Origin of the sequence: Halobium salinum, assembly GCF_026586625.1 — an archaeon.
Taxonomy (GTDB): domain Archaea; phylum Halobacteriota; class Halobacteria; order Halobacteriales; family Haloferacaceae; genus Halobium; species Halobium salinum.
On sequence record NZ_JAODIW010000006.1, the window covers coordinates 558,600 to 583,690 of the forward strand.

Annotated in this window: 29 protein-coding genes; 10 read left to right on the top strand and 19 right to left on the bottom strand. The window is 69.9% G+C overall.

Annotated elements, in window-relative coordinates; genetic code table 11:
* Window positions 1-34: 34 nt before the first annotated feature.
* Complete coding sequence (locus N5095_RS06180; protein ID WP_267621874.1) at window positions 35-1,324, bottom strand: MFS transporter; 1,290 nt, start codon at window positions 1,322-1,324, stop codon at window positions 35-37.
* Window positions 1,325-1,416: 92 nt separating this feature from the next.
* On the bottom strand, window positions 1,417-2,805 hold the full coding sequence (locus N5095_RS06185) for a signal recognition particle protein Srp54 (RefSeq protein ID WP_267621875.1): 1,389 nt from the start codon (window positions 2,803-2,805) through the stop codon (window positions 1,417-1,419).
* A gap of 275 nt (window positions 2,806-3,080) precedes the next feature.
* Here N5095_RS06185 and N5095_RS06190 point away from each other — a divergent pair, with 275 nt between their 5' ends.
* Both N5095_RS06190 and N5095_RS06195 read left to right on the top strand, forming a co-directional pair.
* Entirely contained in the window at window positions 3,081-3,791 is a 711-nt protein-coding gene (locus N5095_RS06190; protein ID WP_267621876.1) for a LysE family translocator, read from the top strand.
* 66 nt (window positions 3,792-3,857) lie between these two features.
* The gene (locus N5095_RS06195; protein ID WP_267621877.1) at window positions 3,858-4,061 is read left to right on the top strand and encodes a hypothetical protein; all 204 of its coding nucleotides are present in this window, start codon (window positions 3,858-3,860) and stop codon (window positions 4,059-4,061) included.
* 28 nt (window positions 4,062-4,089) lie between these two features.
* On the opposite strand, the gene N5095_RS06200 is transcribed toward N5095_RS06195, so the two are convergent.
* The gene (locus tag N5095_RS06200; RefSeq protein ID WP_267621878.1) at window positions 4,090-4,623 is read right to left on the bottom strand and encodes a hypothetical protein; all 534 of its coding nucleotides are present in this window, start codon (window positions 4,621-4,623) and stop codon (window positions 4,090-4,092) included.
* A gap of 135 nt (window positions 4,624-4,758) precedes the next feature.
* Here N5095_RS06200 and N5095_RS06205 point away from each other — a divergent pair, with 135 nt between their 5' ends.
* On the top strand, window positions 4,759-5,145 hold the full coding sequence (locus N5095_RS06205) for a hypothetical protein (RefSeq protein ID WP_267621879.1): 387 nt from the start codon (window positions 4,759-4,761) through the stop codon (window positions 5,143-5,145).
* A 99-nt stretch (window positions 5,146-5,244) separates the two neighbouring features.
* Here the strand turns inward: N5095_RS06205 and ftsY are convergent, their stop codons facing one another.
* The 4 genes from ftsY to N5095_RS06225 all read right to left on the bottom strand — a co-directional run bounded on the left by ftsY (window position 5,245) and on the right by N5095_RS06225 (window position 8,143).
* A complete protein-coding gene (gene ftsY, locus N5095_RS06210) occupies window positions 5,245-6,714 on the bottom strand; it encodes a signal recognition particle-docking protein FtsY (protein WP_267621880.1) in 1,470 nt (489 codons plus the stop codon).
* A 6-nt stretch (window positions 6,715-6,720) separates the two neighbouring features.
* On the bottom strand, window positions 6,721-7,194 hold the full coding sequence (gene pfdA / locus N5095_RS06215; RefSeq protein WP_267623009.1) for a prefoldin subunit alpha: 474 nt from the start codon (window positions 7,192-7,194) through the stop codon (window positions 6,721-6,723).
* A complete protein-coding gene (gene rpl18a / locus N5095_RS06220; RefSeq protein ID WP_267621881.1) occupies window positions 7,194-7,367 on the bottom strand; it encodes a 50S ribosomal protein L18Ae in 174 nt (57 codons plus the stop codon). The genes pfdA and rpl18a overlap by 1 nt, the downstream gene beginning before the upstream one ends.
* Before the next feature lie 89 nt (window positions 7,368-7,456).
* Window positions 7,457-8,143, bottom strand: coding sequence for a DUF8215 family protein (locus tag N5095_RS06225; RefSeq protein ID WP_267621882.1), 687 nt, complete (start codon window positions 8,141-8,143; stop codon window positions 7,457-7,459).
* Window positions 8,144-8,245: 102 nt separating this feature from the next.
* Here N5095_RS06225 and N5095_RS06230 point away from each other — a divergent pair, with 102 nt between their 5' ends.
* A complete protein-coding gene (locus tag N5095_RS06230) occupies window positions 8,246-10,384 on the top strand; it encodes a histidine kinase N-terminal 7TM domain-containing protein (protein ID WP_267621883.1) in 2,139 nt (712 codons plus the stop codon).
* Here the strand turns inward: N5095_RS06230 and N5095_RS06235 are convergent.
* The 4 genes from N5095_RS06235 to N5095_RS06250 form a co-directional block, all read right to left on the bottom strand.
* Window positions 10,372-11,037: a translation initiation factor IF-6 gene (locus N5095_RS06235; RefSeq protein WP_267621884.1), complete on the bottom strand. Its 666-nt coding sequence runs from the start codon at window positions 11,035-11,037 to the stop codon at window positions 10,372-10,374. The genes N5095_RS06230 and N5095_RS06235 overlap by 13 nt on opposite strands.
* A gap of 3 nt (window positions 11,038-11,040) precedes the next feature.
* Window positions 11,041-11,319, bottom strand: coding sequence for a 50S ribosomal protein L31e (locus N5095_RS06240; RefSeq protein ID WP_267621885.1), 279 nt, complete (start codon window positions 11,317-11,319; stop codon window positions 11,041-11,043).
* A complete protein-coding gene (locus N5095_RS06245) occupies window positions 11,316-11,468 on the bottom strand; it encodes a 50S ribosomal protein L39e (RefSeq protein WP_267621886.1) in 153 nt (50 codons plus the stop codon). The genes N5095_RS06240 and N5095_RS06245 overlap by 4 nt, the downstream gene beginning before the upstream one ends.
* Before the next feature lie 458 nt (window positions 11,469-11,926).
* Window positions 11,927-12,655 carry a helix-turn-helix domain-containing protein gene (locus N5095_RS06250; protein WP_267621887.1) on the bottom strand — a complete coding sequence of 243 codons (729 nt, stop codon included), beginning with the start codon at window positions 12,653-12,655 and terminating at the stop codon, window positions 11,927-11,929.
* Window positions 12,656-12,780: 125 nt separating this feature from the next.
* Here N5095_RS06250 and N5095_RS06255 point away from each other — a divergent pair, with 125 nt between their 5' ends.
* The gene (locus N5095_RS06255) at window positions 12,781-13,044 is read left to right on the top strand and encodes a hypothetical protein (RefSeq protein WP_267621888.1); all 264 of its coding nucleotides are present in this window, start codon (window positions 12,781-12,783) and stop codon (window positions 13,042-13,044) included.
* 84 nt (window positions 13,045-13,128) lie between these two features.
* Here N5095_RS06255 and thpR read toward each other — a convergent pair whose 3' ends face one another.
* Entirely contained in the window at window positions 13,129-13,692 is a 564-nt protein-coding gene (gene thpR / locus N5095_RS06260) for an RNA 2',3'-cyclic phosphodiesterase (protein WP_267621889.1), read from the bottom strand.
* Between the two features lie 125 nt (window positions 13,693-13,817).
* On the opposite strand from thpR, the gene N5095_RS06265 reads away from it, so the two are divergent.
* Both N5095_RS06265 and N5095_RS06270 read left to right on the top strand, forming a co-directional pair.
* Window positions 13,818-14,684, top strand: a complete 867-nt coding sequence (locus tag N5095_RS06265) for a tetratricopeptide repeat protein (RefSeq protein WP_267621890.1) — start codon at window positions 13,818-13,820, stop codon at window positions 14,682-14,684.
* On the top strand, window positions 14,685-14,987 hold the full coding sequence (locus N5095_RS06270; protein WP_267621891.1) for a DUF424 domain-containing protein: 303 nt from the start codon (window positions 14,685-14,687) through the stop codon (window positions 14,985-14,987).
* Window positions 14,988-15,296: 309 nt separating this feature from the next.
* On the opposite strand, the gene N5095_RS06275 is transcribed toward N5095_RS06270, so the two are convergent.
* From N5095_RS06275 to N5095_RS06285, 3 genes are all read right to left on the bottom strand, one after another.
* Complete coding sequence (locus N5095_RS06275) at window positions 15,297-15,929, bottom strand: hypothetical protein (protein ID WP_267621892.1); 633 nt, start codon at window positions 15,927-15,929, stop codon at window positions 15,297-15,299.
* Window positions 15,930-16,001: 72 nt separating this feature from the next.
* The gene (locus tag N5095_RS06280; RefSeq protein ID WP_267621893.1) at window positions 16,002-16,271 is read right to left on the bottom strand and encodes a hypothetical protein; all 270 of its coding nucleotides are present in this window, start codon (window positions 16,269-16,271) and stop codon (window positions 16,002-16,004) included.
* A gap of 103 nt (window positions 16,272-16,374) precedes the next feature.
* Window positions 16,375-18,405, bottom strand: a complete 2,031-nt coding sequence (locus N5095_RS06285; protein ID WP_267621894.1) for a hypothetical protein — start codon at window positions 18,403-18,405, stop codon at window positions 16,375-16,377.
* 332 nt (window positions 18,406-18,737) lie between these two features.
* Here N5095_RS06285 and N5095_RS06290 point away from each other — a divergent pair, with 332 nt between their 5' ends.
* Complete coding sequence (locus N5095_RS06290; RefSeq protein ID WP_267621895.1) at window positions 18,738-20,018, top strand: aminotransferase class V-fold PLP-dependent enzyme; 1,281 nt, start codon at window positions 18,738-18,740, stop codon at window positions 20,016-20,018.
* 63 nt (window positions 20,019-20,081) lie between these two features.
* Here the strand turns inward: N5095_RS06290 and N5095_RS06295 are convergent, their stop codons facing one another.
* Complete coding sequence (locus N5095_RS06295; RefSeq protein WP_267621896.1) at window positions 20,082-20,810, bottom strand: class I SAM-dependent methyltransferase; 729 nt, start codon at window positions 20,808-20,810, stop codon at window positions 20,082-20,084.
* 165 nt (window positions 20,811-20,975) lie between these two features.
* Here N5095_RS06295 and N5095_RS06300 point away from each other — a divergent pair, with 165 nt between their 5' ends.
* Window positions 20,976-21,395, top strand: a complete 420-nt coding sequence (locus N5095_RS06300; RefSeq protein WP_267621897.1) for an iron-sulfur cluster assembly scaffold protein — start codon at window positions 20,976-20,978, stop codon at window positions 21,393-21,395.
* Between the two features lie 71 nt (window positions 21,396-21,466).
* On the opposite strand, the gene N5095_RS06305 is transcribed toward N5095_RS06300, so the two are convergent.
* The 3 genes from N5095_RS06305 to N5095_RS06315 form a co-directional block, all read right to left on the bottom strand.
* Window positions 21,467-22,231 carry a geranylgeranylglyceryl/heptaprenylglyceryl phosphate synthase gene (locus N5095_RS06305; RefSeq protein WP_267621898.1) on the bottom strand — a complete coding sequence of 255 codons (765 nt, stop codon included), beginning with the start codon at window positions 22,229-22,231 and terminating at the stop codon, window positions 21,467-21,469.
* Window positions 22,232-22,306: 75 nt separating this feature from the next.
* Entirely contained in the window at window positions 22,307-23,062 is a 756-nt protein-coding gene (locus tag N5095_RS06310; protein ID WP_267621899.1) for a CPBP family intramembrane glutamic endopeptidase, read from the bottom strand.
* A gap of 70 nt (window positions 23,063-23,132) precedes the next feature.
* On the bottom strand, window positions 23,133-24,419 hold the full coding sequence (locus N5095_RS06315) for a glucose-6-phosphate isomerase (protein ID WP_267621900.1): 1,287 nt from the start codon (window positions 24,417-24,419) through the stop codon (window positions 23,133-23,135).
* A gap of 372 nt (window positions 24,420-24,791) precedes the next feature.
* On the opposite strand from N5095_RS06315, the gene N5095_RS06320 reads away from it, so the two are divergent.
* Complete coding sequence (locus N5095_RS06320) at window positions 24,792-25,082, top strand: hypothetical protein (protein ID WP_267621901.1); 291 nt, start codon at window positions 24,792-24,794, stop codon at window positions 25,080-25,082.
* The last annotated feature ends 9 nt before the right edge of the window (window positions 25,083-25,091 follow it).

Consider the following 25,091-nt stretch of genomic DNA (forward strand, 5'->3'; position numbering starts at 1 on the left):
GCCGACGATAAAAAGCCGGGCGACGGCGCGAGGGTTACGACGACGGTCCGCGTCGCGACCGTTCCCGCGGCCGAACGAGCAGCAGCGCCGCGACGGCGGCCGCCCCGGCGATGGCGACGAACAGCAGCGAGAACGCGGCACCGAAGTCGACCGCGTCGGAGACGACACCGACGACCGCCGGCGCGAGGGCGCCCGCACCCATCAGAAGCGTCCGGACGATGCCGAGCGTCCCGCCCGCCACGTCGTCGGGGATGACGTCCGTCAGGTACGCTCCACGGACCGGCCGGAAGCCGTGGCTCCCCACCCCGAAGAGGACCACGACGGCGGCGACGACGAGGGGGTCACGCACGACGAGCGACGCGCCGAGGCCGGCCGCCGAGAGCGAGAGCGTCGCGACGATCATCGGGAGCTTCCCCACCCGGTCGCTCAGGTCGCCGGTGACGGTCTGGACGAGGCTGACGAGAAAGAGCGCGGCGTAGACGAGGTTGGCGACCGAGGGCGACAGTCCGACCGCCCGGGTGAGGTACAGCGGGAGAAAGGCGACCGCGCCGTTGTACGCGATGGAGAACAGCACGGTGACGAGGACGAACAGGAGGAACCGGCGCTCGCGGAACAACGGCGCGTACGTCCCGAGGGCGAGGGTTCCGGTGCCACCGCGTTCGTCCTCGCCCTCCACCCGGCCCGGAACGCGCCACGCGAACAGGCCGGCGAGGAGGACGCCGGCGCCGGCGCCGACGAGGAACACCGACCGCCAGTCGTAGCCCGCGGCGACCCCGCCGAGGACGCTCCCGAGACCGGCCGCGGCGACGAGTCCGGTTCCTGCCCCGACTCCGACGACGACCACCGCCGCCGGAGCGACCACCCCACCGAAGGCGCCGAGCGTGTCGAGCACGCCCAGCGCCCGACCGGTGCGGGCCGGATACACCTTCGACAGCAGGCCGATGGCGACGGTCTTGTGCGCGCCGGTTCCGAGCCCGACGAGCAACATCCCGCCGACCAGCACCGGGAACGGGCCGGCGACGGCGACGACGGCGGCCCCGGCGGCGGCGACGAGCGCCCCGGCGACGACGACGCGGACCGAGCCGACCCGGTCCGCCAGCGCGCCCGAGGGGAACTGCATCGCCGCGTAGGCGAGCATCAGCCCCGTGAACGCCGCGCCGACCGTCGCGTTCGAGACGCCGTAGCTCTCCTGGAGCGTCGCGAACAACGGCGGGAACAGGTACCGGAGAAACTTCGCGAGCAACCACAGGAGGGAGGTGAGGAGGAGGGCGTCGAGGCCCACGACCCGGGCGCGAAGCGAGTCGGGGTTGAGGCGGGTGCTCACGGCGTACCCACAGCGACGTGCGACGGCTGATTAAGCGGTACGGCTCGCGGCGAAACGTGCCGGGATACACGAGGACGTGTCTGGGCGCGGGGTCAGTCGCCGAACGGCCCCATCCCGCCCATCCCGCCGCCGCCCTCGCCCTCGAGTTTCTTCATCATCCGCTTCATGTCGCCGTCGCCCATCCCCTTGAACTGCTTCAGGGTGCGCTCCATCATCTTGTGCTGCTGGAGCAGTTCCTTGACCGTCTCCTCGTCGGTGCCGGAGCCGCGGGCGATGCGCCGAATCTGCGAGGCGCCGATGGCGCGGGGCTCCTCCATCTCCATGTCGGTCATGGAGTCCATGATAATCTCGAACTTCCGCATCCGGTCCTGGGTCACGTCCATCGCGTCGTCCGGCAGTTGGTCCATCAGTCCGCCGCCGAGGCCCGGAATCATGTCCATAATCTGGTCCAGCGGCCCCATCCGGTTCATGGCGTCCATCTGACGCTTCATGTCCTTCAGGGTGAACTGGCCCTTCATGATGTCCTCGGGCTCCCAGTCGTCCTCGCCGGCCTCCTGTTGCTCCATCATGGCGCGCTCGACGCGCTCGGAGAGCTGTTTGAGGTCGCCCATGCCCAGCAGCCGGGAGATGAACCCGTTGGGCTCGAAGCGCTCGATGTCTTGGACGGTCTCGCCGGTGCCGAGGAAGGCGATGGAGGAGTCGGTCTCGTTGACCGCAGTGAGGGCGCCGCCACCCTTCGCGGTCCCGTCGAGTTTCGTGATGACGACGCCGCCGATGCCGATGGACGAGTCGAACTCGCGGGCCTGCTCCTTCGCCCCCTGTCCGATTGCCGCGTCGAGCACGAGGAGGTTCAGGTCCGGGTTCACTTCGGCTTCGATCTCCTCGATTTCGTCGATGAGGTCCGCCTCGAGGGCGTGGCGACCGGCGGTGTCGACGATGTGCACGTCGGCGTCCTCGGTGGCCTCCATCCCCTCGCGGGCGATCTGCACCGGGTCGCCGCCGTCGGGGTCGCCGTAGAAGTCGACCTCGGCACGCTCACACATCTGCTTCGCCTGGTCGTACGCGCCGGGCCGGAAGGTGTCGGTCTGGATGACCGCCGGACGGAGGCCCTTCTTCGAGAACCACCACGCCATCTTCGCGGCGGTCGTCGTCTTCCCCGACCCCTGCAGGCCGGCGAGCATGATGGTCTGGGGTTCGAGCGGAATCTCCGTCGACTCCCCGACGATCTCGACCATCTCCTCGTAGACGATTTTGAGGATGTGGTCGCGGGCCGTGGTGCCCCCCGGCGGCTCCTCCTCCAGTGCACGCTCCTTGATGTTCTCCGAGAGCTCCATCACCAGCGCGACTTCCACGTCGGCCTGGAGGAGCGAGCGCTGAATCTCGCGGACGATCTCCTGGACGTCCTCTTTCGACAGCCGGGACTTCCCCCGCAGCTTGTCCATCGTGCCGCGGAGCGAGGAGCCGAGGTCGTCGAGTACCATTTGGCGAGGGTACGAGACGGAGCCCGTAAAGGCTTCCTCTCGACCTTTTGCTGCACTCGCTCGGCCTTCGGCCTCGCTCGCTGGCAAAAGGTCGATCAAAACCGCGGCTCGGGGGCTTCGCCCCGCTCGCCGCGTCCGCTCGCTCCCTTCGGTCGCTCGCGGCACGAGACGGAGTGATACCGCTCCGTACCGCTCCGCTCCGCTCCGCACCACACCGTTCCGCCTCGCCCCGCACCGTCCGGACGTTTATCACCGATGCCGAACCACCTCCCCCCGTGTCAATCCTCCCCGACCTCGCGACCCTCGCCGTCTACCTCGGGGCCGCGGTCGCGCTCATCCTCGCACCCGGTCCCGACACGCTGTACGTCCTCGCGCGGGGCGCACAGAGTCGCTCACGAGGGGTTCGGTCGGCGCTCGGCGTCGCCACCGGCGTGTTGCTCCACACCCTCGCGGCGGCGCTCGGGCTCGCCGCACTCCTCCGAGCGGCGCCGGTCGCCTACTCCCTCGTCACGTACCTCGGCGCGGCCTACCTCGTCTACCTCGGGGTGCAGACGCTCCGAGGGGAGGGCGCGGCCGTCGACGAGGGGACCCCGGCCGCGGGCGACGCCGCCACGGGCGACGGCGTTGCCGTCGGAGACGACGTAGCCGGGAGCGACGCCGCGGCTCCCGCTCCCGACGGCGGTGACGTCCCCGACCGCTCCTACCTCCGCGGTGTCGCCGTCAACGTCCTCAACCCGAAGGTGGCGCTGTTCTTCCTCGCTTTCCTCCCGCAGTTCGCCGGGTCGGGACCGGACGCGACCGCCCGGATGATTCTGCTCGGTGGACTCTACTCCCTGTTGACGGCGGTCTACCTCTCGGCCGTCGCACTCGCGTCACACCGGGCGCGTCGACTCGTCGGTGGCGACCGCGCCGGCGGCGTCCTCCGCTGGGGCGCCGGGGCCACGTTCGTCGCGCTCGGCGCCTCGGTGGCGCTCGGTGGGAGGTGAACGGGGCCGACGCGCCGTCGTACGCTGGCCACGGAATCTATGCCCTGGCCGTGCGTACGGTCGACTATGGTAGACCACGACGGTGCCGCGCGCATGGAGCTCACCCCGGAGGAGATTCGCGAGGAGGACGGAAGCTACTTGGTCGAGTGTCCCGCCTGTGGCACGCCGACGACGCTGATGAAGGTGATGGAGTCGGGTCACTGCGCCGGAGCCGACGACGACGTGGGCTGTACCGCGGAGCTCGCACTGGAACTCGTCTGGTCGGAGTGAGAGGGCTGCCGGCCCCCGTCCCCCGGATTCACTCCTCGCTCGCCAGGCGGAACACGTCGACGTCCTCCCCCGTCTCGCTGTCGCGCTCGGCGACGGCCGCCATAATCTCGCGCGCCTCGGCCTCGGCCTCGTCGAGCGACGCGTCGACGTCGACGCCTTCCAGCCCACCGTAGGCGACCTCTGCCCCGGAGCCGAGGGCGGCGGTCGGGTCGTCCAACGCGGCGCCGTCGCCGCCGACGGCGCGTAATCGGGCGTCGCCGCTGTCGTCCCTCCCGGCGAGAAGTACCTCGACGCCCAACTCGGCGGCGAGGTCGCTCGCGACCCGCTCGAGCGGGTCGATTCCCAGTTCGTCCCCGTCGAGTTCGTACTCCCGGCGCTCCTTCTCGAGTCGACGCTCGAACTCGTCGATGCCGCCCGCGTCGCCGACGACCGCGGCGCCGACCGAGCCGAAGTCGAACACGCGCTTCTTCGACTTGCTCGCCACCGACCCACCGCGGGTCAGGGTTCGGTCGCCGGCCAACACGACGCCGCCGGTACACTCGATGCCGATGACGGTGCTCATACCCCCGTTTCGACCCGGAGCGGAAAGAACGCTGTTGCCGTCTCGGCCGACTCCGCCGCATCGTTCGTCTTCGTCGAACGATTCGACGGACCGGTCAGAACCCTTTTTCGCGCGCACACCGTGTGTTGCGTTATCATGGAAACGACCAACGTGACCCCGTCGACCCGCCCCACGGAACGCCTCCTGGACGGCCCGGCCGAGCGAGTCGTCCCACCGCGTTCGGTCGGTACCGACGGCGACGCGCACGTCTTCGCCGGATTCCTCAAGTTCGCCGACGGGGACGACACCTGCTGGCTCCGTCGGAGCATCACGGTGGTCCCCACGCTCACCCGTGGCAGTCGACTCGACCTCACCGTCGAGGAGGCCTACCGGGACGCCGGGGTCGGGCGCATCGTCCCGCTCACCAGCTACGCCGACAGCTGTGCCTGGGACGGGGACGGCTCCTTCGAGGGCGTCCAACGTGCGGTGACGGCGTGGCACGACACCCACCGCACGCTGGGGCCCGGTGTGTTCGAGAAGTGAGTCGGCCGCGGAAAAGACGGCGGCCGTCGTGGCGCTCGGTCCTCTCAGACCACCGCGTCAGCGAGAGGAACGCGCCTGAACGCGCGCTCGCCGTGGCGCTCAGTCCTCGCCGAGCAGGCTCGCGACGAGCTCCTCCGGCTCGAACTTCTGGAGGTCGTCGTACCCCTGGCCCGTCCCGAGGAAGAGAATCGGCTTCCCGGTGACGTAGGCGATGGAGATGGCCGCGCCGCCCTGCGAGTCGGCGTCGGCCTTCGTCAGGATGGCGCCGTCGATTTCGGCGGCCTCGTTGAACTTCTTGGCGCGCTGGACGGCGTCCTGACCCGCGACCGCCTCGTCGACGAACAGCGTCATGTCGGGGTCGACGACGCGGTCGATCTTCTCCAGCTGGGACATCAGGTCGTTCGAGGTGTGGAGCCGACCGGCCGTGTCGCCGAGCACGACGTCCACGTCGTGGGCCTCGGCGTACTCCACGCCGTCGTACAGCACGGCGGCGGGGTCGCCGCCCTGCTCGTGGCTGATGAGCTTTCGGTCGAGATTCTCCGCGTGCTTGCGAATCTGCTCGTTGGCGCCGGCGCGGTAGGTGTCGCCGTTCGCGAGCACCGTCGAGAGCCCCTGCTTCTCCAGGTACTCCGACATCTTCGCGATGCTCGTCGTCTTCCCGACGCCGTTGACGCCGGTGAAGATGATGGTGACCGGCTTCTCCGCGTTCCGGACGCGCTCCTCGAAGTCGAACTGCCCGACGCTGATGACCTCGAGCAGCGCGTCGTGGAGCGCCTCCTGGACGAGCTGGGCCGTCGTGTCGACCTGCTTGCGGGACTCGCCGACCATCTTCTCGCGGATGGTGTCGAGCATCCGCTCGGCGACGTTCATCTCCACGTCGCTCTCGAGCAGCGCCATCTCGAGCTCCCAGAGGGGCTGTTCTAAGTCCTCCTCCTCGATGATGATGCGCCCGGTGGCCATCGACTTCATCTGCTGCCACCGGCTCGTCGAGGACTCCGCCGCCTCGCTCTCGCCGTCGGCGGAAGCGGAGGAGCGGCGCCGAGCGAACTCCGGAATCTCGCTCTCGGTGTCGTCCGCGTCGGCGTCGGCTTCGTCGTCGGCCACCTCGGCCTCCGTGTCTGCACTCTCGCTCTCGGCCGCTACAGGCTCGGCGCCGCTCGCACCGTTCGAGACGGCGGCTTCGTCCGCCGTCTCGGGCTCGTCGGTCGAGGACTCGGTCGACGGCGACGCCGCTTCCGCGGGTTCGGCCGCCGTCTCGGGCTTCTCGGGGTCGTCCTCGTCGACGAGTGTCTCCGTCGAGGCGGCGGCGTCGCTCCCGGCGCCCGCGCCGTCCTCGACCTCGGCCGTGTCCGGGTCGGTCGTCGAGGTGGCCGCCGGCTCCGTCGCGGCGGCGTCGGTGGAGGCGGCGTCCGCGGAGGTGGCGTCGGCTGCGCCGGTCGTACCCCGGTCGGCGTCGTCGACCGGCTCCTCGACCTGCTCGCCTTCCGCCGCCTCCTCGGCCTTCTCCTCGGCCGTCTCCTCGACGTCCTTCCGGAACTTGCCGAGTTTCTTCTTCAGTCCGTCGAACATGGGCGGTTACTCGTCCTCGCCCTCGTCACCCTCGCCGGAGAACTGGTCCTGCATCTGCTGCATCTGCTGCTGCTGCATCTGCTGTTGCATCTGCTGGGCCTGCTGTTCGAGCTCCTGGCTCTCCTCTTCGAGCCCCTCGACCTCGCCGCGGAGCTCGGCGATCTGCTCGTCGAGCAGGTCCTGCCGTCGCTGGAGCGCCTCGATGGCGTCGCCCTGCTCCTGCTCGGCCGCGTAGCCGCCGCCGAGCGAGACGATGACCTCGTCGATGTCCTGGACCTCGGCGCGGAGGTACGCGCCGCCGCCGAGGGGCACCTGCACCGTCGAGCCCGTCTCGAGGGTCTCGATGGCCTCGATGGCCTCGTCGACTTCGCCCTTCTCGGTCTCCAGCTCGTCGATTTCGCCCTCGACCTCCTCGATCTCCTCGTCGAGCGCCTGCAGCTCCTGGGAGAGCTGCTGCAGCTGCTGCTGGCCACCGCCCATCATGCTGCCACCTCCTCGATTTCGACCTGCGTGCGCTTGAGGTTGTGCTGACTCCCGAACTGCGCGAGGATGTGCTCGCGGGCGACGTTCTCGTTCTCGGCGTCGATCGACTTCTCGAAGTCCTCCCAGCCGTCACGGGACTGGAAGCGACCGCTGACCGTAAATTGACTCATGGGTGCAGGTGGACGGGGCAGCGGGAAGTATCTTCCGTGTCGGGACGCTCTCGTGGGGCACTCACCGGGTCGAGTCGGCTGGTCGGGGTTCAGGTTCCTGCCTCGCGACGGACCGCCGGCCGCAGGTCGACCAACGCACAGACGGCGACGACCAGCAGACACCCGACGACCGTCGCGTCGACACCGGCGGGCGCGAACAGGCCGGCCCAGTCGGCGACCGCCCAGAGTCCGCCGGTGTGGAGCGCCCCTCGGACCGCCGTCCCCCGACGACCGTGCCCGGCGAGGACGGGGAGGCTCCCGACGACGAGGGCGGCGACGACCGCGGCGACGAGCGCCACGGCGACCGCCGACCCGCCGCCGTCGGCGACGACGAGTCCACAGAACACCGCCAACCCCACCGCGGCCGAGAACGACGCGACCCGTCCGACCAGCTCCCGGTACCCGTCGCCGACGCCGAGCCGGCGTGCCGTGACGGTCGGCCAAGGTGGCCCGGCGTCGACCCGTCCGTCGCGTAGCGTCCCGACGACCACGGCCGCGACGAGACAGCCGACCACCGCCGCCGTCCGCACGGTGCCCGCGTCGGCCGTCGTCCGGTAGACGACCCAGACGAGCGGGGTCGAGAGCACGACTACCTGTGAGAACCCGTAGTGGACGACCTGCGTGAGCCACCCGTCCCGGTCGCTCCCCGCTTCCGGCCGGTGGGCGCCCCGCCTCGCTCGACGGCGCCGGCTTCCCTCCTCTCGCCGACCCTCGCGACGTGGCCCGTCCGACGGCATCATCGAGGGGTTCGGCCGGTCGGTGAAAAGTCCTCCGTGCCGAGTAGCCGCTCCGGGTCAAAAGCTTCAATACTATTAACTGACACGTGAGGCTGACTCTCCGTGGTCGCTCAGCTCATCCCGTACACGCCGCTGTTCGTCCTCGCCGCGGCCGTCGCCGCGGCGCTCGCCGTGTTCGGACTGCGGGTTCGCTCCGACGCCGGCACCGACTGGTTCGTACTGATGGCCGGTGCGGCGGCGGGGTGGTCGCTGGCCCACGCACTCGAACTTACGGTCCCCACGCTCGAAGCGTCGCTGTTCTGGAACCGGATGGCGTGGCTCCCCTACGAACTCGTGCTCGTCGGTCTCCTCCTGTTCACGCTCGAACTCACCGGACACGAGCGGTGGGTCACCCGCCGGACCCTCCCCCTGCTGTTGGCCTGGCCGGCGCTGACCGTCCTCCTCGCGCTCACCTCCGGCTGGCACGGACTCCTCTTCAGCGACCCCCGGCTCGTGGCGGTCGGGAGGGGTGCCGTCGACTACGGAACGTTCGGTCCGTGGTACTGGGCGGAGACCGCGTACGGCTTCACCGTCGCGCTGGTGTCCGCCGGGCTGTTCGTCCGGCAGGCGGTCGCCAGAACCGGCCTCTACCGCAAGCAGGCGCTGGTGATGCTGGCGGGGGTCGCCTCGGTTCTCGCCGTCGCCGTAGTGGACATCGTCTACGCCCCGACGCCGGTGCGACTCACGCCGATATCGTTCGTGCCGGTCGGTGCCCTCTTCGCGTGGGGGCTGGTCCGATACCGCGTGCTCGACGTCGTCCCGCTCGCTCGCGACTTGGCGGTCGAACACATGTCCGACGCCGTCGTCGTCCTCGACGTCGACGACCGGCTCGTCGACTTCAACCCCGCCGCAGCGGGCCGATTCGGCTTCGACGACCGGGACCTCGGGGCGCCCGTGGCGTCGGTGCTCGACACCGGACCCGATCCCGGTGAGGACCCGTCTCGGCAGGCACAGGTCGACCGCCCGCTCGCCGACGGTGCGGAGTTCGTCTTCGACGTCGGAACCGAGCGACGCTACTTCGAGGTCGACAGCGTCACCGTCCGGGACGGACGCGACGACCCCAGGGGACGACTCTGCCTGCTCCACGACGTGAGCGAACGGCGGAACCGGGAGCGCTGGCTCCGGACGCTCACCGAGAACGCCTCTGACGTGATACTCGTCGTCGGCGAGGACGGCCGCGTCCGCTACGCCGGCCAGTCCGTCGAGTCCACGCTCGGGTACGACGTCGTCGACGTGGTCGGTCGCGACGTTCGCTCGCTGGTCGACCCGGCCGACCGCGACCGAGTACGCGAGTCGTTCACGGAGCTGGTCGGGGAGCCCGACGGGACGCGCCGGGAGGAGTGTCGAGTCCGTCACGCGGACGGCTCGTACCGGACGTTCGACGTCCACGCGACGAACCTCCTCGCCGACCCGGTCGTCGATGGCGTCGTGGTGAACGCCCACGACGTGACCGAGCGCAAGGCTCGCGAACGCCGGCTGCGCCGACAGAACGAACAGCTCGACGCCTTCGCGAGCGTCGTCTCGCACGACCTCCGGAACCCGCTGAACGTCGCCTCGGGCTTTCTGGAGCTCGCACGCGACTCGGGCGACCCGGAGCACTTCGACCGGGTCGCCGGCGCCCACGACCGCATGGAGGAGATCGTCACCGACGTGCTGGCGCTCGCGCGGGCCGGCCGCGACCTCGGCGACACCGAGCCGGTGTCGCTCCGGGCTGTCGCGACTGCGGCGTGGGGCCACGTCGACACCGCGTCCGGCTCGCTCACCGTCGTCGACGACGCCACCGTCGAGGCCGACCGGACGACCCTGCTCCAGCTGTTCGAGAACCTGTTTCGGAACGCGGTCGAGCACGGCTCGACCCGCTCACCGTCGGTTCGGGTCGGAACGCTCCGGTCAGCCGCTGGAACGGGCGGCGTACGTGGCTTCTTCGTCGAAGACGACGGACCGGGAGTCGACGCCGACGACCCCGAGTCGCTGTTCGAGTTCGGGACGACCAGCTCCGAGACGGGCACCGGCATCGGCCTCGCGGTCGTCCGCTCGGTCGCCGAAGCCCACAGCTGGTCGGTGTCGGTCGAAGACGCGGGAGAAGGAACGGGTGCCCGGTTCGTCGTCGTCTTCGAGCCGGACGGTGACGCGGGCGACGACAGGCGGACCGCCCTCGGGTCGGGCGACGGTCTCGAGTCGGGCGAGAGTCAGTCGATGTAGCCGAGGGCGTCCTCGATGCGTCCCAGCTCCGGCCCGGTGGTGTCCTCGCCGACGACGTACCCTTCGTCGTTGGCGACGAGCCCCGAGCCGACGAGCGGGCCGCCGTAGTTGATGGTCCCGATGTCCGCGTGGACGTCGAGGTGCTCCTCGAGCGCCTCCAGCTCCTCCTCGCGGGACTTCGGGTGACAGAGGACCCCCCGGTTGTTGGCGACGGCGGCGGTGCCGACGGTGCGGACGCCGCCGAGGTCGCCGCGCTCGACGGGAACGTCGAGTGCTTCCTTCACCGCGGCCACGCCCTCGTCCCCCATGTCGGGGTGGGCCCACGCGCCGTAGTCGTTCGCGAGGACGACGTTGCCGGCGGCGTTGATGCGCCCGGGGAGTCTGACGACCGGGAGGGAGACGGCCTCCTCGATGCGCTCGATTTCCAGGTCGGTCGCCCGACCCGAGACGAGCACGCCGTTCTCGTTACCAGTCGCCAGCGCGCCGACCGTGCCGGAGCCGCCGACGGTCGTCGTCACGGCGGTCACGTCGAACTCCTCGGCCATGTCGTCGACGAGTTCGTCCTCGGCGTCGGGCCGCACGAGCAGCAGGTCGTCCGTCGCTCGGGCGAAAACGCCGACGTACGACGAACCGGCGAAGGAAGCGCGTAGCACAGCTTACTCGGCGGGCTCGGCCTCGACGGTGACCTCGCCGTCCTCGTCGAAGCGGGCCGCGCGGACGCGCAGCTTGCTCGGCGGGTTCTGCCGGCCGCCGTCCCACAGCGCCTCGTTGAGCGAGGGGTCGACGCGCACGTTGTCCTCGTCGACCTTGAAGTGCTTCGCGAGGTGTTCGCGGACGAGCCGCATCGCGCGGTCGGCGCGCTCCTGGGTCGGTGCCTGCTTCGCGTCGCGGAGCGGGACGGTGACCACGCGCTCCTCGAAGTCTCCGGCGCTCATTCGTCCGTGTCACTCCGGCGCCAGTTGCGGCGCTTCGGGTTGCGCTGGACGTCCATGTCGGTCTTCAGCATGACCCACGCGGGGACGCGACTGTTCTGTCGCTCGAGCTTGGCCAGGCGCTTCTTCTTGGCCTTCGATTTCTTTCCCATAGTGGAGGGAGTTCCGTTGCGCGCCATAAAATCGTGTTGCTTTGCCCCGGTGCCCGTGCTGGCGTCGGAGGCGGGTACGGCGGCGCCTCGGGAGTCGACCACGGCGTCTCTCGGAACGGACTCGGGAGTCGGACCGACGGACGGAGTCGAGCCGACGGACGGAGTCGAGAACGAGGGGAGGGCGGACGATCCGCCGCTCACGTGTGCATTCCGGCGGGTGACACGGCACCGAGTCGTCTCCCCTCGGTGGACCGCGTCGGGGCCGTGTCAGTAGACGACGCGGTCCGGACCGTCGGGTCACCCCGGGGCGACCCGGACGTCGTCGTTACGTCCTAGCGGTTCCAACCGCCTATACCCGCGCCTTGTTCGTATCCACCGTTTATCCGTGACGGCCGACCGGCGCTCGCCGCCGACCCCGGGAAGCAGACGTGTCTGGGTCGGCGTCCGACTCGTTACGCTCAGTCCTCGACGGACGGCGGCTCGGACCGCGCCCGTTCGGGCTCACGACCGCTCCCGTCGTCACCGCCCTCGGCCTCCGCCGGCGAACTGATGACCAGCGTGTTCTCGACGAGCGTCCCGTGAGCGCGTCGGAGCCGCTGGGAGAGCGCCTGCTGGGTGACCCCCAGTTCGGCGGCCAGGTCGCTCATCGTCAGCTCCCGCGGGACGGCGTAGTACCCCCGTTCGAGCGCGCCGACGAGACTGCGGCGCTGCTTCGGCGTCAGTCCGAATCGCCCGCCCGCCATCGGCTCCTCGGGCCGGTACAGCCGCTCCAGCTCGAAGGGGAGCCCGTGCTCGCGACAGTAGTCGTCGAAGCGCCCGAGCGACTCGTCGTCGTCGAAGCGCATCCGGAGTCGCCACGTGTCGTCACGGGCGTTCGCCTCGAGGATGGCCGCGCCCGTCTCCAGATAGGCGTAAGCGATGGACTCGGCGTTCCGCGTCCACGTCGCCCGGTAGGAGGTGCCACGGTCGAGGTCGTCGAGTCGCGTCACGTCGGTGACGCTGTCGTCCTCGCGGACCGCCTCGTCGAACCCCGCCACGTCGCCGGCGACCCAGAACACCGGCATGAGTTCGTCGGGCGCGTTGGCGACGACGCGCTGGATTTCGACGGTCGCCTCCGGCGCGGCCGAGAGCGCGTCGCTCAACAGGAAGGCGTCCGCGGGGACGGTGAACTCGGCGATAACGCTCATCGCCGGTCCGGTACCCGCGACGGGTACTTAGCTTGGTGGGACAGTCACACCTCACACCGGGACCGGGGGTCACCTGCCTCCCGCGGCCACCAGCGACAAGCGACGGGCGTACGTCACGTTCTCCCATGCAACGCGACTTCACCGGCGAGGACCGCGACAAGACGGTCGAGGACGCCTCCGGGAACGAGGTCGGCACCGTCGACCTCATCGACGAGGGGCGAGCACAGATGTCCGCCTCCTCCGACATGACGAGCGCCATCAAGGAGTTCCTCGGCTGGGACGCCGAGGACGACGAGGGGGAGCTGAAGCGCGAACACGTCGCCGGCGTCGACGACGAGACGGTGCGCCTCCGCTCGTCCGACGAGGTGGGGGCGAACGACGGCGTCTGAGGGCTCTCCGATTCGATGCCGCGGTCGCCGGGTCGTTCAGACGTCACGACGCTTCGACACCGCGACGCCCCGACACCAGGGGTCTCAGAGCCCGAAGCGCGTCACCGTCTCGTACTCGGGGCCGGCGTCCGTGAGCGTGCTCCGTTTGAGGCGAATCTGGTCGACGCGGAAGGAGCCGATTTCGGGCTCCGTCGCCGACGACTCGCGGACGAGCCGCTGGACGAGGTCCTTCCCGCGGGCGTCGTCCATCCGGGCGAGGGTGACGTGCGGGGTGAACGCGTGGTCCTCGGCCTCGAAGCCGATGCCGGTCGTCTCGCGCTCGACGGCCTCGTGGAGCCGCGTCATCTCCGTGCCGCCGGCCGAGACGCCGGCCCAGAGCACGCTGATGTAGTCGAGGCTCGGGAAGGTGCCCAGCCCGGCGACGGTCGCCTCGAACGGCTCGACGCGGGCGGCGTCGACGGCGTTCTCCAGCGCCTCCTCGACCGTCGGCACGCGCTTCTCGGCGGTCTCTCCGAGAAACTTCAGGGTGACGTGCGCCTGCTCGGGGTCGACGAACCGGAGCCCGGCGGCGTCGCCGAACCGCTCCTGGACGTCGGCGACGCTGTCGGCGAGCGAACGGGGGAGGTCGATGCTGACGAACAGGCGCATGGTCTCGTGTTCGGCGCGGCTCGGCAAAAAGGGGGTGGCAGACCGGAACTCGCCGAGGTTCTCCCGTACTCACTCGACGGCCCGCACACGCAGGGCTTAACCGGCCTGACCGCCAAGTCGCCGCTATGACTGACGAGGACCGACCTCACCGCTTCTCCGAGGGCCAGGGCCTCGACGAGGACTACGACGAGTTCACGCTCGACCCGCCCGAGCTGAAGGTCGACCCGACGAAGGTCGACCCCGTCGACTCGCACGTCCTCGCCGACATCCTCGACCGTCGGAACATCGACCGTGAGGACGTAGACGTGGAGACCCTGCTCGACGTGGGGCTGTCGTACATGGGCATCAACCGCTTCGAGGAGGCGACCGAGACGTTCGAGCGCGCCGCCAACTACGCCGAGGAGGACTCGCTCGTCCAGCAGGAGGCGTGGGTGAACAAGGGCGTCGCCCACGCCGAACTGCAGGAGTACGACGAGGCCATCGGCGCGTACCGCGAGGCGCTGCGCATCGACGAGGACTCCGAACACGCCGCGAGCGCCCAGACCAACCTCGCCTACGCCCTCTGGGAGTTCGGCGAGGTCGAGGAGGCGCTCGAACACGCCGAACGCGCGGTCGAACTCGACCCGCGCTTCCCGCAGGCGTGGTACAACCGCGGCTTCTTCCTCACCGAGCGCGGGCTCCACGAGGACGCCGTCAACGCCTTCGACAACGCCATCCGGCTGGGGATGCGCTCCGCCGAGGTGCTGGAGGAGAAGGCCCGCGCGCTGGAGGAACTCGGCCGCGAGGAGGAGGCCGAACAGGCCCAGGAGCGCGCCGACGAGATTCGCGAACAGCAGGAGCAGGAGATGGTCCAGCAGCGCGAGGGCGGCGGTGGCGGCGGTTCGGGTGCGGGTGGCGCCGGCGGAATGGGCGGTCTCGGCGGCGGCAGTGGCGGCCTCGGTGGCGGCGACGGCGGTCCCGGGGGGAGCCTCGGCGACGGCCAGGGGCTGTAGATGCTGCTCCGCGAGCGCGACACCGGCAAGGGGCTGCTGGTGTCGGTGTGCGATGCCGACTGCCTCGGCGAGACCTACGAGGCGGGCGAGGTGTCCCTCACCGTCGAGGAGGGGTTCTACGGCGGCGAGGAGGCCCGCGAGGCCGACGCCGAGGCGGTCGTGCAGAGCCTCACGCGCGCGAACGTGGCCAACATCGTCGGCGAGGAGGCCGTCGGGGTCGCCGTCGAAGCGGGCCTCGTCGACGAGGAGACCGTCCTCGAACTGGACGGTACTCGGCACGCGCAGTTGCTCTGGTTGCGGTAGTTCGCCCTCGTTCTCGCTCCCTGTGTAGTCGGTAGTCGCGTCGTGGTACGCGACAGCGGTACTGTTTCGACGGCTCACGGAAGCCCCCGCGCCGTCGACTCGCGCGACTCGCTGCGCTCCTCACCTCCCTCGCTCCGCTCGCTCGGTTACGGTGCTTGCGTCGTCGTCTCGTCCCGGCTCGGTGCGTCGCCCGAGCCCCCTCCGAAGCTCACCGGAACTCCTGTCAGCCGACCGTACGCACGACTGGGGCCCCGACGGCGACCGACGGTCCACCCCAACCAGGCGTTCGTCGAGTAGGTCGTCGGCGCGTTAGCTCGCGGCGTCGACAGCGGCGTCGCGCTCCTCGACCGACGCCGGTCCGACGCAGTCGAGGTCCGCCAGTTCGGTGCCGCGTTCGAGCGTCGAGCGCGACATCGCACGGTTCGTCGCGACGTACCCCTCCTCGGTGCGCTCGGCGACGCGTACGTCACTGTCTTCGACGTCGACGACGACGAACTCGACCGGCCCCTCGCTCGTTCCCGAGAGGTGCGACCGCGCGAAGTCGGGGTCGGCGACGAACTTCAGCCCGGGTTCGAGCCAGTAGGTGCGGCCGGCGCTGGCGACGGTCGGCGGGGCGTCGTCGCCGGCGCCGAGCGGTTCGAGCGACCCCTCGCCGACGAGTCGTTCCACCTCGTCGAGGCGGTACCACTCGCCCTCGTCGAAGCGGACGAGGCGCTCGTCGTCGTCGGTGGCGACGACCCGCCACTCGGCGCCGACGGCGGCCTCGTCGGCGGCGGGTTCGCGCTCGCCGTCCGGGCCGACGCCGGGGAGCGCGTCCGCGACGCGAAAGCGGCTCCCGACGCGGTACTCGTCGGAGGATGCGAGGTCGGGGTCGAAGTCGGCTTCGGTGTCGGACGCGGACTCGGCCTCGTCGTCTGAGATGGTGTCGTCTGGTGCGGTCATCGGGCGCGTTCGCTCGGCGGTTCGCTCGGGGTGGTAAAAACGGCCGTGGCCGCGTGCCGGCGGCGCGCTCGCTCAGGCGAGGGGCGCCTCTCGGGCGGTCGAGCGCTCGCGGCCGCGGGCCCAGAGGTAGACCACGAGGGCGAGCAGGCCCGGCAGGAAGCCGACGAGGAACAGCCCGCCGACGGCGACGCCCCACAGCGCGGCGTTCATGCCGCGTCGACCGGCGTCGCGGTACACCCAGACGCCGGCGAGGACGCCGACGAGACCGAACACGAACAGGACGACCAGTAGCTCGATGGCGCCGGGGACGCCGACCTGGAGGAACGTAGTGACGAGGTTCATCTCCCACTCCGTACGTCGGCTGAACGCATCAATACGGACGTGAGCAGTGCTCGCACCCGCGAGGGAGACACGAGCCACGCGGTCGGGTCCGGTCGAGGCGGCCTCAGACCGTTTCGGGCGTCGAGATGTTCCCGCGGACCTCGCGGTTCTCGGGCGGGACGCCGTCGAGGACGTAGCCGGCGAGATTGTTGTCGACGAGCCACAGCGGGCCGTCGCCGCAGTGGACTTCCACCGGCGTGTCGGCCTCGCTGGTGACGTGGCAGTCCGTAATCCACACGTTGCGGAGGGTCCCCAAGCCGCCGCCGAATAGCACCGCCCACGTCGTTCCGGCGTCGATGCGGGCGCCGGCCACGCGCAGGTTCTCGACGAGCGAGGGGCCGTAGAAGGAGAGCCCGTTGCCGCCGTGGTCGAGCAGGTCCGCGGTCCAGGTCATGTTCCGAATCTCGCCGGCCTGGCTCGGGAGCCAGAAGGCGACGGCGGTGTTCGACTTCCGGGAGCGACAGCGCCCGGCGACGGTGAGCCCGTCGAGGAGGTTGCCGTTGACCTCCAGCTTGTAGAACCGTCCGGCGGACTGGTCGATGTCGAGGTCGAGATGCAGGTTCCGCATGTCGGGGCCGCCGTCGACGGCGGCGACGAGGACGGTGCCGTCGTCGACGAACTCGTCGGTCGGGTCCCGGACCGTCCCCGAGACGTGGACGTTCTCGAAGTCCGTTTCGGCGCCGGCGTAGGTCATCAGCGTCACCGCCCGCCCGCCGCCCTGACCGGCGAGACTCCGAATCGTCACGTCCCGAGCGGTGAACTCCCCGTGTTCGACGCCGAGACCCTTGTTGCCCGCGAGGAGGTCCGTCCCGGTGACGGTCATCTCCCCGTCCTGGTGGAGGATACAGGTCCCCTCGGCGTGAATCGAGCCGCCGACGACGGTGGTCTCGGCGCCGTGAAGCTTCCGGGTCGGGGCGCCGCTCCCGTTCTCGTGGTGGCCGACGCCGACGACGCGCGCCCGCTCGATACGGGGGTTCTCGACGTGGACCTTGCTCGTCCCGTGACCGATGTCGATGCCCCGGCGGCAGTTCCTGACGGTCACGTCGCGGGCGGTGACGCCGAACGACTGGACCGCCTTCACCGGTTCGCCCTCGCCGCCGCCGAACCGGACCGCGTTCGTCGCCTCCACGCCGTCCCACGTGCAGTCCCAGCAGTCGAGGAAGTAAAAGCCCAGTCGGGTGTAGCGGTCGACGCGGGTGCCGCGGAACGTCCCGCCGCGGACCCACTGCATCTTGAACATGTCGTAGACGCCGTCGTCCGACGGACCCCGCATGGTGAGGTTCTCGACGGTCGGCCCGTCGAGGAGGTCGACCGGCTGGACGTACGCCTCGCCCGTCGGGAACTCGAAGACGGCGTTGCAGTCGAGCACCAGTTCGTCGCCGTCGACCGCGACGACCGCCGCGAACTGCAGGGCGTACTGTCCGGCGTACGTGTGGTTCTCCCGGTTCCGGAGGTGGACCGTGTCGCCGACGGCGAACGGGCCGGTGTCGGCGACCGAGACCCGTGACTCCCCGGGCGCCACCGTCCGGGTGACCGCGACCGGCGACCCTCGGAGGCCGCCGCCGCGGAAGAAGACGGCCGGACTCGGCACCGACGACGTGCGCACGAGCTCCGCGTTCGCCGAGCGGAGCGTCAGCGACTTTGAGATGGTGTGGGTCTCGGCGAGTTCGTACTCCCGCGGCTCGCTCCCACTCTCCCCGCGGAACAGAATCGTGTCGCCGTCCCGGGCGCGGTTGTAGGCTATCTCGAACGCCTCGTCGTCGTCCGTCACGCCCTCGGCGCGCTGGATGGCGGCCACGTCGATAACCGTCTCGCCCCCGGCGAAGGGGTGCCAGCCGAACCCGTCGTGGTAGAACACCTCGCCCGTCCCGGTGTCGTAGAAGAACTCGTTGCGCGAGGCGTCCGTGGGCGCCTCCGTCCCGACGTAGTACGTCGACTCGGTCGTGTGACCCCGTCGAGGGGTCGAGAGCGCTCGCGTCTCCGCGGTCCCATCCGTCGGTCCCGTCCCCCCCGCCGCACCCGTCGCCCCGGCCGCACCCAACCCCGTCAGCGACAGGAACGTCCGCCGCCCTACGGAGAACCGCTCCTCGCTCACCGGCGGTCACCGCCGGTCGGTCCGCCCGCCACGACGCGCCCACCCGTTCCCTGCTTCCTCTTCATACGTCTCAAAAACTCTGTTTAGACATAATATCTCGCTATCTGTCAAGTAAGCGCTCGGACTGACTGCCGGGTAACGCGACGTGGCCGCGGAGTCTCTCCGATAATGGGCCGTCGCCGCTGGGTGTCACCGATCGGCAGGCGACCGACTCCGAGGCACCGGTACCCGAGGGGTACCGGGTCCGGGGCACCTCCGATGGTCGTGCCGGCGACGCCCGGACCGCTACAGTTCCGAAGCCGTGTTATCCCTCCGGCCCATAGCGGGGTCCAATGGAGACACAGGAATCGTACCCACTCGACGTCGAGTCGATCCGGGCCGACTTCCCCGTCCTCGAGCGCAAGGTCGGCGGCGACCCGACCGTCGCCGGCGAGGGCGACGGTGACGACGTGCCGCTCGTCTACCTCGACAACGCCGCGACGAGCCAGACGCCGAAGCGGGTCGTCGAGGCCATCGTCGACTACTACTACGAGTACAACGCGAACGTCCACCGGGGCATCCACCACCTGAGTCAGGAGGCCTCCGTGGCCTACGAGGAGGCCCACGACCGGGTCGCGGACTTCGTCGGCGCCTCCGGCGGGCGCGAGGAGGTCGTGTTCACCAACAACACGACCGAGGCGGAGAACCTCGTCGCCCGCTCGTGGGGACTGAACGAACTCGGCCCCGAGGACTCCATCGTGCTCACCGAGATGGAACACCACGCCTCGCTGGTGACGTGGCAGCAGGTCGGCAAGAAGACCGGCGCGGAGGTGCGCTACATCCGCACCGAAGAGGACGGCACCCTCGACATGGACCACGCGGCCGACCTCATCGACGAGACGACCGAGATGGTGAGCGTCGTCCACGTCTCGAACACACTCGGCACGGTCAACCCGGTCGCCGAACTCGCGGACTTGGCCCACGAGCAGGACGCCTACATCTTCGTCGACGCCGCACAGTCCGTCCCCAACCGGTCGGTCGACGTGGAGGCGATGGACGCCGACTTCCTCGCGTTCTCCGGGCACAAGATGTGCGGACCGACCGGTATCGGTGCGTTGTACGGGAAGCGTGCCATCCTGGAGGAGTTGGAGCCGTTCAACTACGGTGGCGGGCACGTCCGGAAGGTCACCTACGAGGACGCGACGTGGGAGGACCTCCCGTGGAAGTTCGAAGCCGGCACGCCCAACATCTCCGGCGGCATCGCGCTCGCCGAGGCGGTCGACTACCTCGAGGACATCGGAATGGACCGCATCCAGCGCCACGAGGAACTCCTCACGGAGTACGCCTACGACCGCCTCTCCGAGTTCGACGACATCGAAATCTACGGTCCGCCGGGCGACCAGCGCGGGGGACTCGTCTCGTTCAACCTGGACGGCGTCCACTCGCACGACCTCTCCAGCATCCTCTCCGACCAGGGAATCGCCATCCGCGCCGGCGACCACTGTACCCAGCCGCTCCACGACAAGCTGGGGATTCCGGCGTCGACGCGCGCGTCGTTCTACCTGTACAACACCCGCGAGGAGGTCGACGCGCTGGTGGAAGGTGTCGACGAGGCGCGGGAGTTATTCGCCTGAGCCGGTCGCTCGCTACCGGCTCAGTGCTGTTCACCTGACGCGGCCATTCGCTACTGGCGCCGTCTAGGCGCGGTCGGTCTTCTCCAGCACGACGACCCACTGATTGCTCTCCTCGTCCGACTCCGGGTGGCCGTAGCTGAACTCGGCAATCTCCCACGGGGTGCCGACGAGTGCCTCCGCCAAGCGTCGCCGGTCGAACAGCCGAAAGTAGAGCGTCCGACCCACTTCCCCCTCGTACTCGCAGTGAAAGACGCGGTGGGCGAGCCCGGGTGCGGGGTCGTCGCGGACGGCGAACACGCCCTGTGCCACCGACCGCTGGGGGCCGTAGTTGTCGAGAATCGCGGTCGCGTCCGACGTCGTCACGTACGCGAGGTCGTCGAGGAACGCTCGCACGCCCGCCATCGACCCCGCCAGGCCGAGTTGGGTGCCGACCGCGACGGCCGACCGGAACCGGTCCCGTTCGAAGTGGTCGCGGAGCGAGAACATGTCCGCGCGGCGGGCGTCCTCGACGCCGCGCTCGCGCATCGTCCGCACGAGGTGGTCGCTCACCTCGACGGCGACCGTTTCGAAGCGCTCCTGGAAGTACAGGCTGTCGCGACCGGCACCGGCGCCCATGTCCAGCAGCGGGCCGTCGAGCCACGACTCGAACCACTCGTCGGGTTCGTGGTCGCCGAAGTACCACCGCTCGATAGCGTGCTCGCGCGTCTCGTCGCCGTCGCGGTCGACGAGTGGCTCCTCGCGCTCGCCGAGGTGGTGGTCGCGGACGGCGCGACCGAACGGGTCCCTCGTCATCGGCCGTGGTATCACGGCGCAATTGTAATAACTCTGTAACGAGTCTGTGTCGCATTCACAGGGGCCGCCGGCGGTGGAGAGGATGGCCGGACTTCGGGCCGTGTGCAGCGGTACTGAACCCCACGACGGAACCCTTTTCCGGCGCATACCCGTAGCAGGAGCCGATTGACTATGGGTTCGGACATGTACCGACAGCAGATACTCGACCACTACAAGAACCCCCGCAACTACGGCGAACTCGACGATGCCACCTTCTCGCACGTCGGGGAGAACCCCTCCTGTGGCGACACCATCCGGATGGACGTCAGATTGGAGGACGACGACGAGACCATCGAGTACGTCGCGTTCTCGGGTGACGGCTGTGCTATCTCACAGGCCAGCGCGAGCATGCTCTCCTCGAAACTGCAGGGGTTGACGCTCGACGAACTCGCCGAGTTGGACCGCGACGACGTGGTCGACATGCTCGGCGTCGACATCAGCCCGATGCGCATCAAGTGCGCCGTGCTCGCCGAGAAGGTCGCACAGGACGGCGCCAAAATCTACCGCGAGGACCTCGACATCGACGCGACGACGACCGAGGAGTAGTCGACCCTCGACGTCGCCGCTCGTCCTCTCGCCGTTTCCGCGGTTCGCCGCCGTCGCTCGTTCTCCCCCGCCTACTCCGGAATCGTCCGGACGAACCGCTCGGGGTCGTCGTGGAAGCAGTCCCCGACGACGACGGCGTCGGCGCCGGCGTCGAGAATCTCTCGGGTCTGTTCCTGCCGTTCGATGCCCCCGCCGTAGAGCAGCACCGTCTCGTCGAGGTACTGCGCCGCGGCTTCGACGTCTCGGGGGCCGCCGTAGGTGCCCGAGTACTCGACGTAGAACACTTCGAAGCCGTAGAGCGCCTCCGTCGCGAGCGCGGCGCCGGCGACTTGGTCGGTGTCGTAGCGGCGCTCGACGCCGGACTCGGCGGCGGCCTTCGACTCGAGATTCTGGACGACGTACCCCTCGCCGATGACCTTCTCGGCGACCTCGGCGACCGCCTCGCGGCCGCGCTCGGCGATGAGGTCCCCGACGAGCGGGAGTCCGGAGCCGAGCGCCTCCTCCGGCTTGCGAGCCACCTCGGTGAAGAAGTCGACGTGTTTCTCGACGAAATTGTCGCGGTCGCCGTTGTACACCGCGGGGACCGCGAGGTTGTCGACCGCCTCGACCGTCTCCCTCGAGACGTGACTCGCGCTGTTTGGCTCTTGGAAGAGCGGGAGGCCGGGACACTGCTCGCGGATGCGCTCGACCGCGTCGAGGGTGTTCTCCTCCGTCACGCCGTCGGAGCCGCCGACGATGACGAGGTCGGTGCGGTCGAGGATAGAGAGGTCCGCCGGCAGGTCCTCGGCCGGGTCGACCTTGGTCACGTGGTCGATGTCGCTCCAGTCGACGGGCATTGTACCCGGGTTCGCGCGGTGGGGGTAATAGGTTCCCGGATTGGGAGGCGCGGCGGACGGCCCGCAGGTGCCGCCTCAGACCAGCCCCGTCACCGACGCGTACTCCCAGAGGAACTGGACGGCGTTGAACAGCCCGTGAGCGACTGCCGGGACGAGGATGTTCTCCGTCCGGAGGTAGAGGTAGCCGAGCAACCCACCGAGGACGAAGATGGTCGCCAGCGTGACGACCCGGCCCTCGCCGACGTACGACGACCAGTGGATGAGTGCGAAGATTGCGCTCGCCCCCACCAGTCCGGGCCACGGGCCGTACTCCCGGTGGAGCGTCCCCTGGACGACCCCCCGGAAGACCAGTTCCTCCGCCGGCCCGACGAGCAGGAGGGTCATCGGGACCAGGTAGAGGAAGAACGCGGGTTGGTCCTGGCCGAACTGCACCAGCGCGCTCTCCGCGGGTTGGAGCGCCGTGAGTTCGTAGACGAACGACGACGCGAACAGGAGACCGACGAGCGCGACGAGACCGGCGGCCATCCAGCCCAGGTCGCGGGCGGTCGGGGTGCGGAGGCCGAGCAGGTCCCAGTCGTCTCGGAGCGAGAAGTACGCCGCGGCGGTGAGGATGAACCCGACGAACTGGAACGAGCTGATGAGGACGCGCCCGAGCGCGTCCTCCTGTGTCAGGCCGAGCGGTCGGAGGGCGCCGGCGCCGAGGGCGACGAACACCGCGGCGACGATGAACGCGCCGGCGACGACGCTGACGACGGCGCCGAGCGTCTGGAGGTGTCGTCCGAGCCCGTCCGCGTCGGTGGTCGAGGACCGAGTCGGGGAGTCCGAGGCCATTCGTTGGTGAGGTGGTAGTCGTGGGGCGGGCGTAACTCCGTCGGTCCCCACTCGTGGAGCCGACGAACCCTTACTCGACGACCAACGTCTCCTTGTCCTGCACCGCGTCGGCCTCCTCGAAGTCGCCGCCGCCGAGGAGCCCGCGGGCGGCCTTCTTCCCCCACTCCACGGCGGGCTGGGTAAACGTCGAGACGTTGTCGAGCTCGCCGTATAGCACCGTCGCGGCCTCCATCGCGTACAGTAGCTCGCCCAGATTTCGCTCGTCGACGCGCTCCAGTTCGATGCGGACGTTGGGGACGGCGGCGGCCTTCAGGCTCGCCTCCGTGGCCTCGAACTCGGCGTCGAGCAGTTCGCCGAGGCTCTTCCCGCCGAGGTAGGAGAGGCCGTCGAGGTCCGTCTCGGGGATGGCCCGGTCCTCGTACTCGCGGGGTCGGACGAGCGTGACGAGCTTGTCGTTCGGCCCGGCACGGTAGAGTTGGAGCTGGGAGTGCTGGTCGGTCGCGCCGAGGGCGCGGGCGGGCGTCTGGCCGACGCCGTCCTTCCCGAGGCTCTCGGCCCAGAGCTGGGCGAACCACTCGGCGAACGTCTCCAGGCTCTCGGCGTAGGGCATCATCGCGTTGACGCCGGCGCCGCGGCGGGCCAGCGCGTACGAGACCGCGCCGTAGGCGTAGCCGGGGGAGTCGTACAGCGACCCGGAGAGGGAGTCCATGGCGTCGGCGCCGCCCTGGAGGAGGGCGTCGAGGTCGTGGCCCTGAATCGCGGCGCAGGCCAGCCCGACCGTCGAGAGCGCCGAGAACCGACCCGGAACCCCGTCGGGAACGTCGAGCGCCGGGAGGTCGTGCTTGTTCGCCAGTTCGCGGAGGTTCCCCTCCTCGCCGGTTGTGACGAACGTTCGGTCGGTCCAGTCGACGCCCGCCGACTCCATCGCGTCGCGGACGACGAGGAAGTTCGAGAGCGTCTCGGCCGTCGTTCCGGAGCGCGAGACGACGTTGACGACCGTGCGGTCGAGCGGGAGGGCGTCGAGCTTTCGCGTGACCCACTCGGGGTCGACGTTGTCGAGGAAGTAGGCGTCGACCTCGGAGTCGAGGGCGTTGGCGACCGTCGCGGCGCCCAGCGCACTCCCGCCGATGCCGACCGTGAGGACGGCGGCAGGGTTCTCGAAGCGCGAGACGGCCGAGCGGATGGCGTCGGCGTCCGTCGTCTCCGGCAGGTTCAGCGCGGCGTACCCGTGCTCCTCGGCCTCGCGTCCGGCGGCGATGGTCCCGTGTGCGTCCGCGACCCGTTCGTCGAGGCGGTCGAGGGTGTCGCGGTCCAGGCCCGGCCGGGTGCCGAGGGCGTTCCCCAAGTCTACGTACATATCGGGAACGCGACCGGCGACGGTAAAACGGTTTGCCCGTCTCTCTCGTTCCGGTACCGGAGGGAGCCATCGCCGGCCATCGAGCCGGTACGAGCGAGTCCCCACCCGCCGACGACTCGCGGGAGACGACCGCCGGGACCGCGACCGCGGACCGGAGGACGGCGAGGGCAGGGGGAACGAAGGAGATGGTGAGGACAGGGGCGACGAGGGAGACGGTGACGGCGAAGGAGACGACGGCGACGAGGGGGCTCATCGAGTTTTCCCAAACGTCGCCGATAACGGGTCACTACCTCGTCCGGCGACCGCTCGACGCGACCGTTTCGGGCCGGTAATCGGCGGCTAACTAAGGTAGTAGAGCTAGTGTATCCGAGTATGCATCGGACTGGGTGGACCCGTCTCGGGGTCCTCACCGTGGCGCTCGTCGGGGTCCTCCTCGCGGCGGGGGGGCTCGGCCTCGCCGTCCCGGGCCCCGACGCCTCACCCGTCGCCGGCGACGAGCGAGCGACCTCGACCGACGGGGCCGCCGCGGACGGGACCGTGGCGGACGGCACCGACGAGGATATCGAGGGCGAGACCCGGGTCGTCACCTCGGAGCCGAAGTGGGAGCCGGCGGCGACCCCGCCCGCTTCGGGGAACGACACGGTTAATTCGGCCAACGCCTAAGCGCGGGTA

What these genes read in the sequence shown, in the direction of transcription:
- N5095_RS06275 (WP_267621892.1), bottom strand. Translation starts at nt 15,929, where the DNA reads ATGACCGCACCAGACGACACCATCTCAGACGACGAGGCCGAGTCCGCG.
- rpl18a (WP_267621881.1), bottom strand. Translation starts at nt 7,367, where the DNA reads ATGAGTCAATTTACGGTCAGCGGTCGCTTCCAGTCCCGTGACGGCTGG.
- N5095_RS06195 (WP_267621877.1), top strand. Translation starts at nt 3,858, where the DNA reads ATGGTAGACCACGACGGTGCCGCGCGCATGGAGCTCACCCCGGAGGAG.
- N5095_RS06200 (WP_267621878.1), bottom strand. Translation starts at nt 4,623, where the DNA reads ATGAGCACCGTCATCGGCATCGAGTGTACCGGCGGCGTCGTGTTGGCC.
- N5095_RS06320 (WP_267621901.1), top strand. Translation starts at nt 24,792, where the DNA reads ATGCATCGGACTGGGTGGACCCGTCTCGGGGTCCTCACCGTGGCGCTC.
- N5095_RS06225 (WP_267621882.1), bottom strand. Translation starts at nt 8,143, where the DNA reads ATGCCGTCGGACGGGCCACGTCGCGAGGGTCGGCGAGAGGAGGGAAGC.
- N5095_RS06295 (WP_267621896.1), bottom strand. Translation starts at nt 20,810, where the DNA reads ATGACGAGGGACCCGTTCGGTCGCGCCGTCCGCGACCACCACCTCGGC.
- pfdA (WP_267623009.1), bottom strand. Translation starts at nt 7,194, where the DNA reads ATGGGCGGTGGCCAGCAGCAGCTGCAGCAGCTCTCCCAGGAGCTGCAG.
- N5095_RS06205 (WP_267621879.1), top strand. Translation starts at nt 4,759, where the DNA reads ATGGAAACGACCAACGTGACCCCGTCGACCCGCCCCACGGAACGCCTC.
- N5095_RS06310 (WP_267621899.1), bottom strand. Translation starts at nt 23,062, where the DNA reads ATGGCCTCGGACTCCCCGACTCGGTCCTCGACCACCGACGCGGACGGG.
- N5095_RS06305 (WP_267621898.1), bottom strand. Translation starts at nt 22,231, where the DNA reads ATGCCCGTCGACTGGAGCGACATCGACCACGTGACCAAGGTCGACCCG.
- N5095_RS06265 (WP_267621890.1), top strand. Translation starts at nt 13,818, where the DNA reads ATGACTGACGAGGACCGACCTCACCGCTTCTCCGAGGGCCAGGGCCTC.
- N5095_RS06245 (WP_267621886.1), bottom strand. Translation starts at nt 11,468, where the DNA reads ATGGGAAAGAAATCGAAGGCCAAGAAGAAGCGCCTGGCCAAGCTCGAG.
- N5095_RS06185 (WP_267621875.1), bottom strand. Translation starts at nt 2,805, where the DNA reads ATGGTACTCGACGACCTCGGCTCCTCGCTCCGCGGCACGATGGACAAG.
- N5095_RS06255 (WP_267621888.1), top strand. Translation starts at nt 12,781, where the DNA reads ATGCAACGCGACTTCACCGGCGAGGACCGCGACAAGACGGTCGAGGAC.
- N5095_RS06240 (WP_267621885.1), bottom strand. Translation starts at nt 11,319, where the DNA reads ATGAGCGCCGGAGACTTCGAGGAGCGCGTGGTCACCGTCCCGCTCCGC.
- N5095_RS06280 (WP_267621893.1), bottom strand. Translation starts at nt 16,271, where the DNA reads ATGAACCTCGTCACTACGTTCCTCCAGGTCGGCGTCCCCGGCGCCATC.
- thpR (WP_267621889.1), bottom strand. Translation starts at nt 13,692, where the DNA reads ATGCGCCTGTTCGTCAGCATCGACCTCCCCCGTTCGCTCGCCGACAGC.
- N5095_RS06270 (WP_267621891.1), top strand. Translation starts at nt 14,685, where the DNA reads ATGCTGCTCCGCGAGCGCGACACCGGCAAGGGGCTGCTGGTGTCGGTG.
- N5095_RS06250 (WP_267621887.1), bottom strand. Translation starts at nt 12,655, where the DNA reads ATGAGCGTTATCGCCGAGTTCACCGTCCCCGCGGACGCCTTCCTGTTG.
- N5095_RS06290 (WP_267621895.1), top strand. Translation starts at nt 18,738, where the DNA reads ATGGAGACACAGGAATCGTACCCACTCGACGTCGAGTCGATCCGGGCC.
- ftsY (WP_267621880.1), bottom strand. Translation starts at nt 6,714, where the DNA reads ATGTTCGACGGACTGAAGAAGAAACTCGGCAAGTTCCGGAAGGACGTC.
- N5095_RS06315 (WP_267621900.1), bottom strand. Translation starts at nt 24,419, where the DNA reads ATGTACGTAGACTTGGGGAACGCCCTCGGCACCCGGCCGGGCCTGGAC.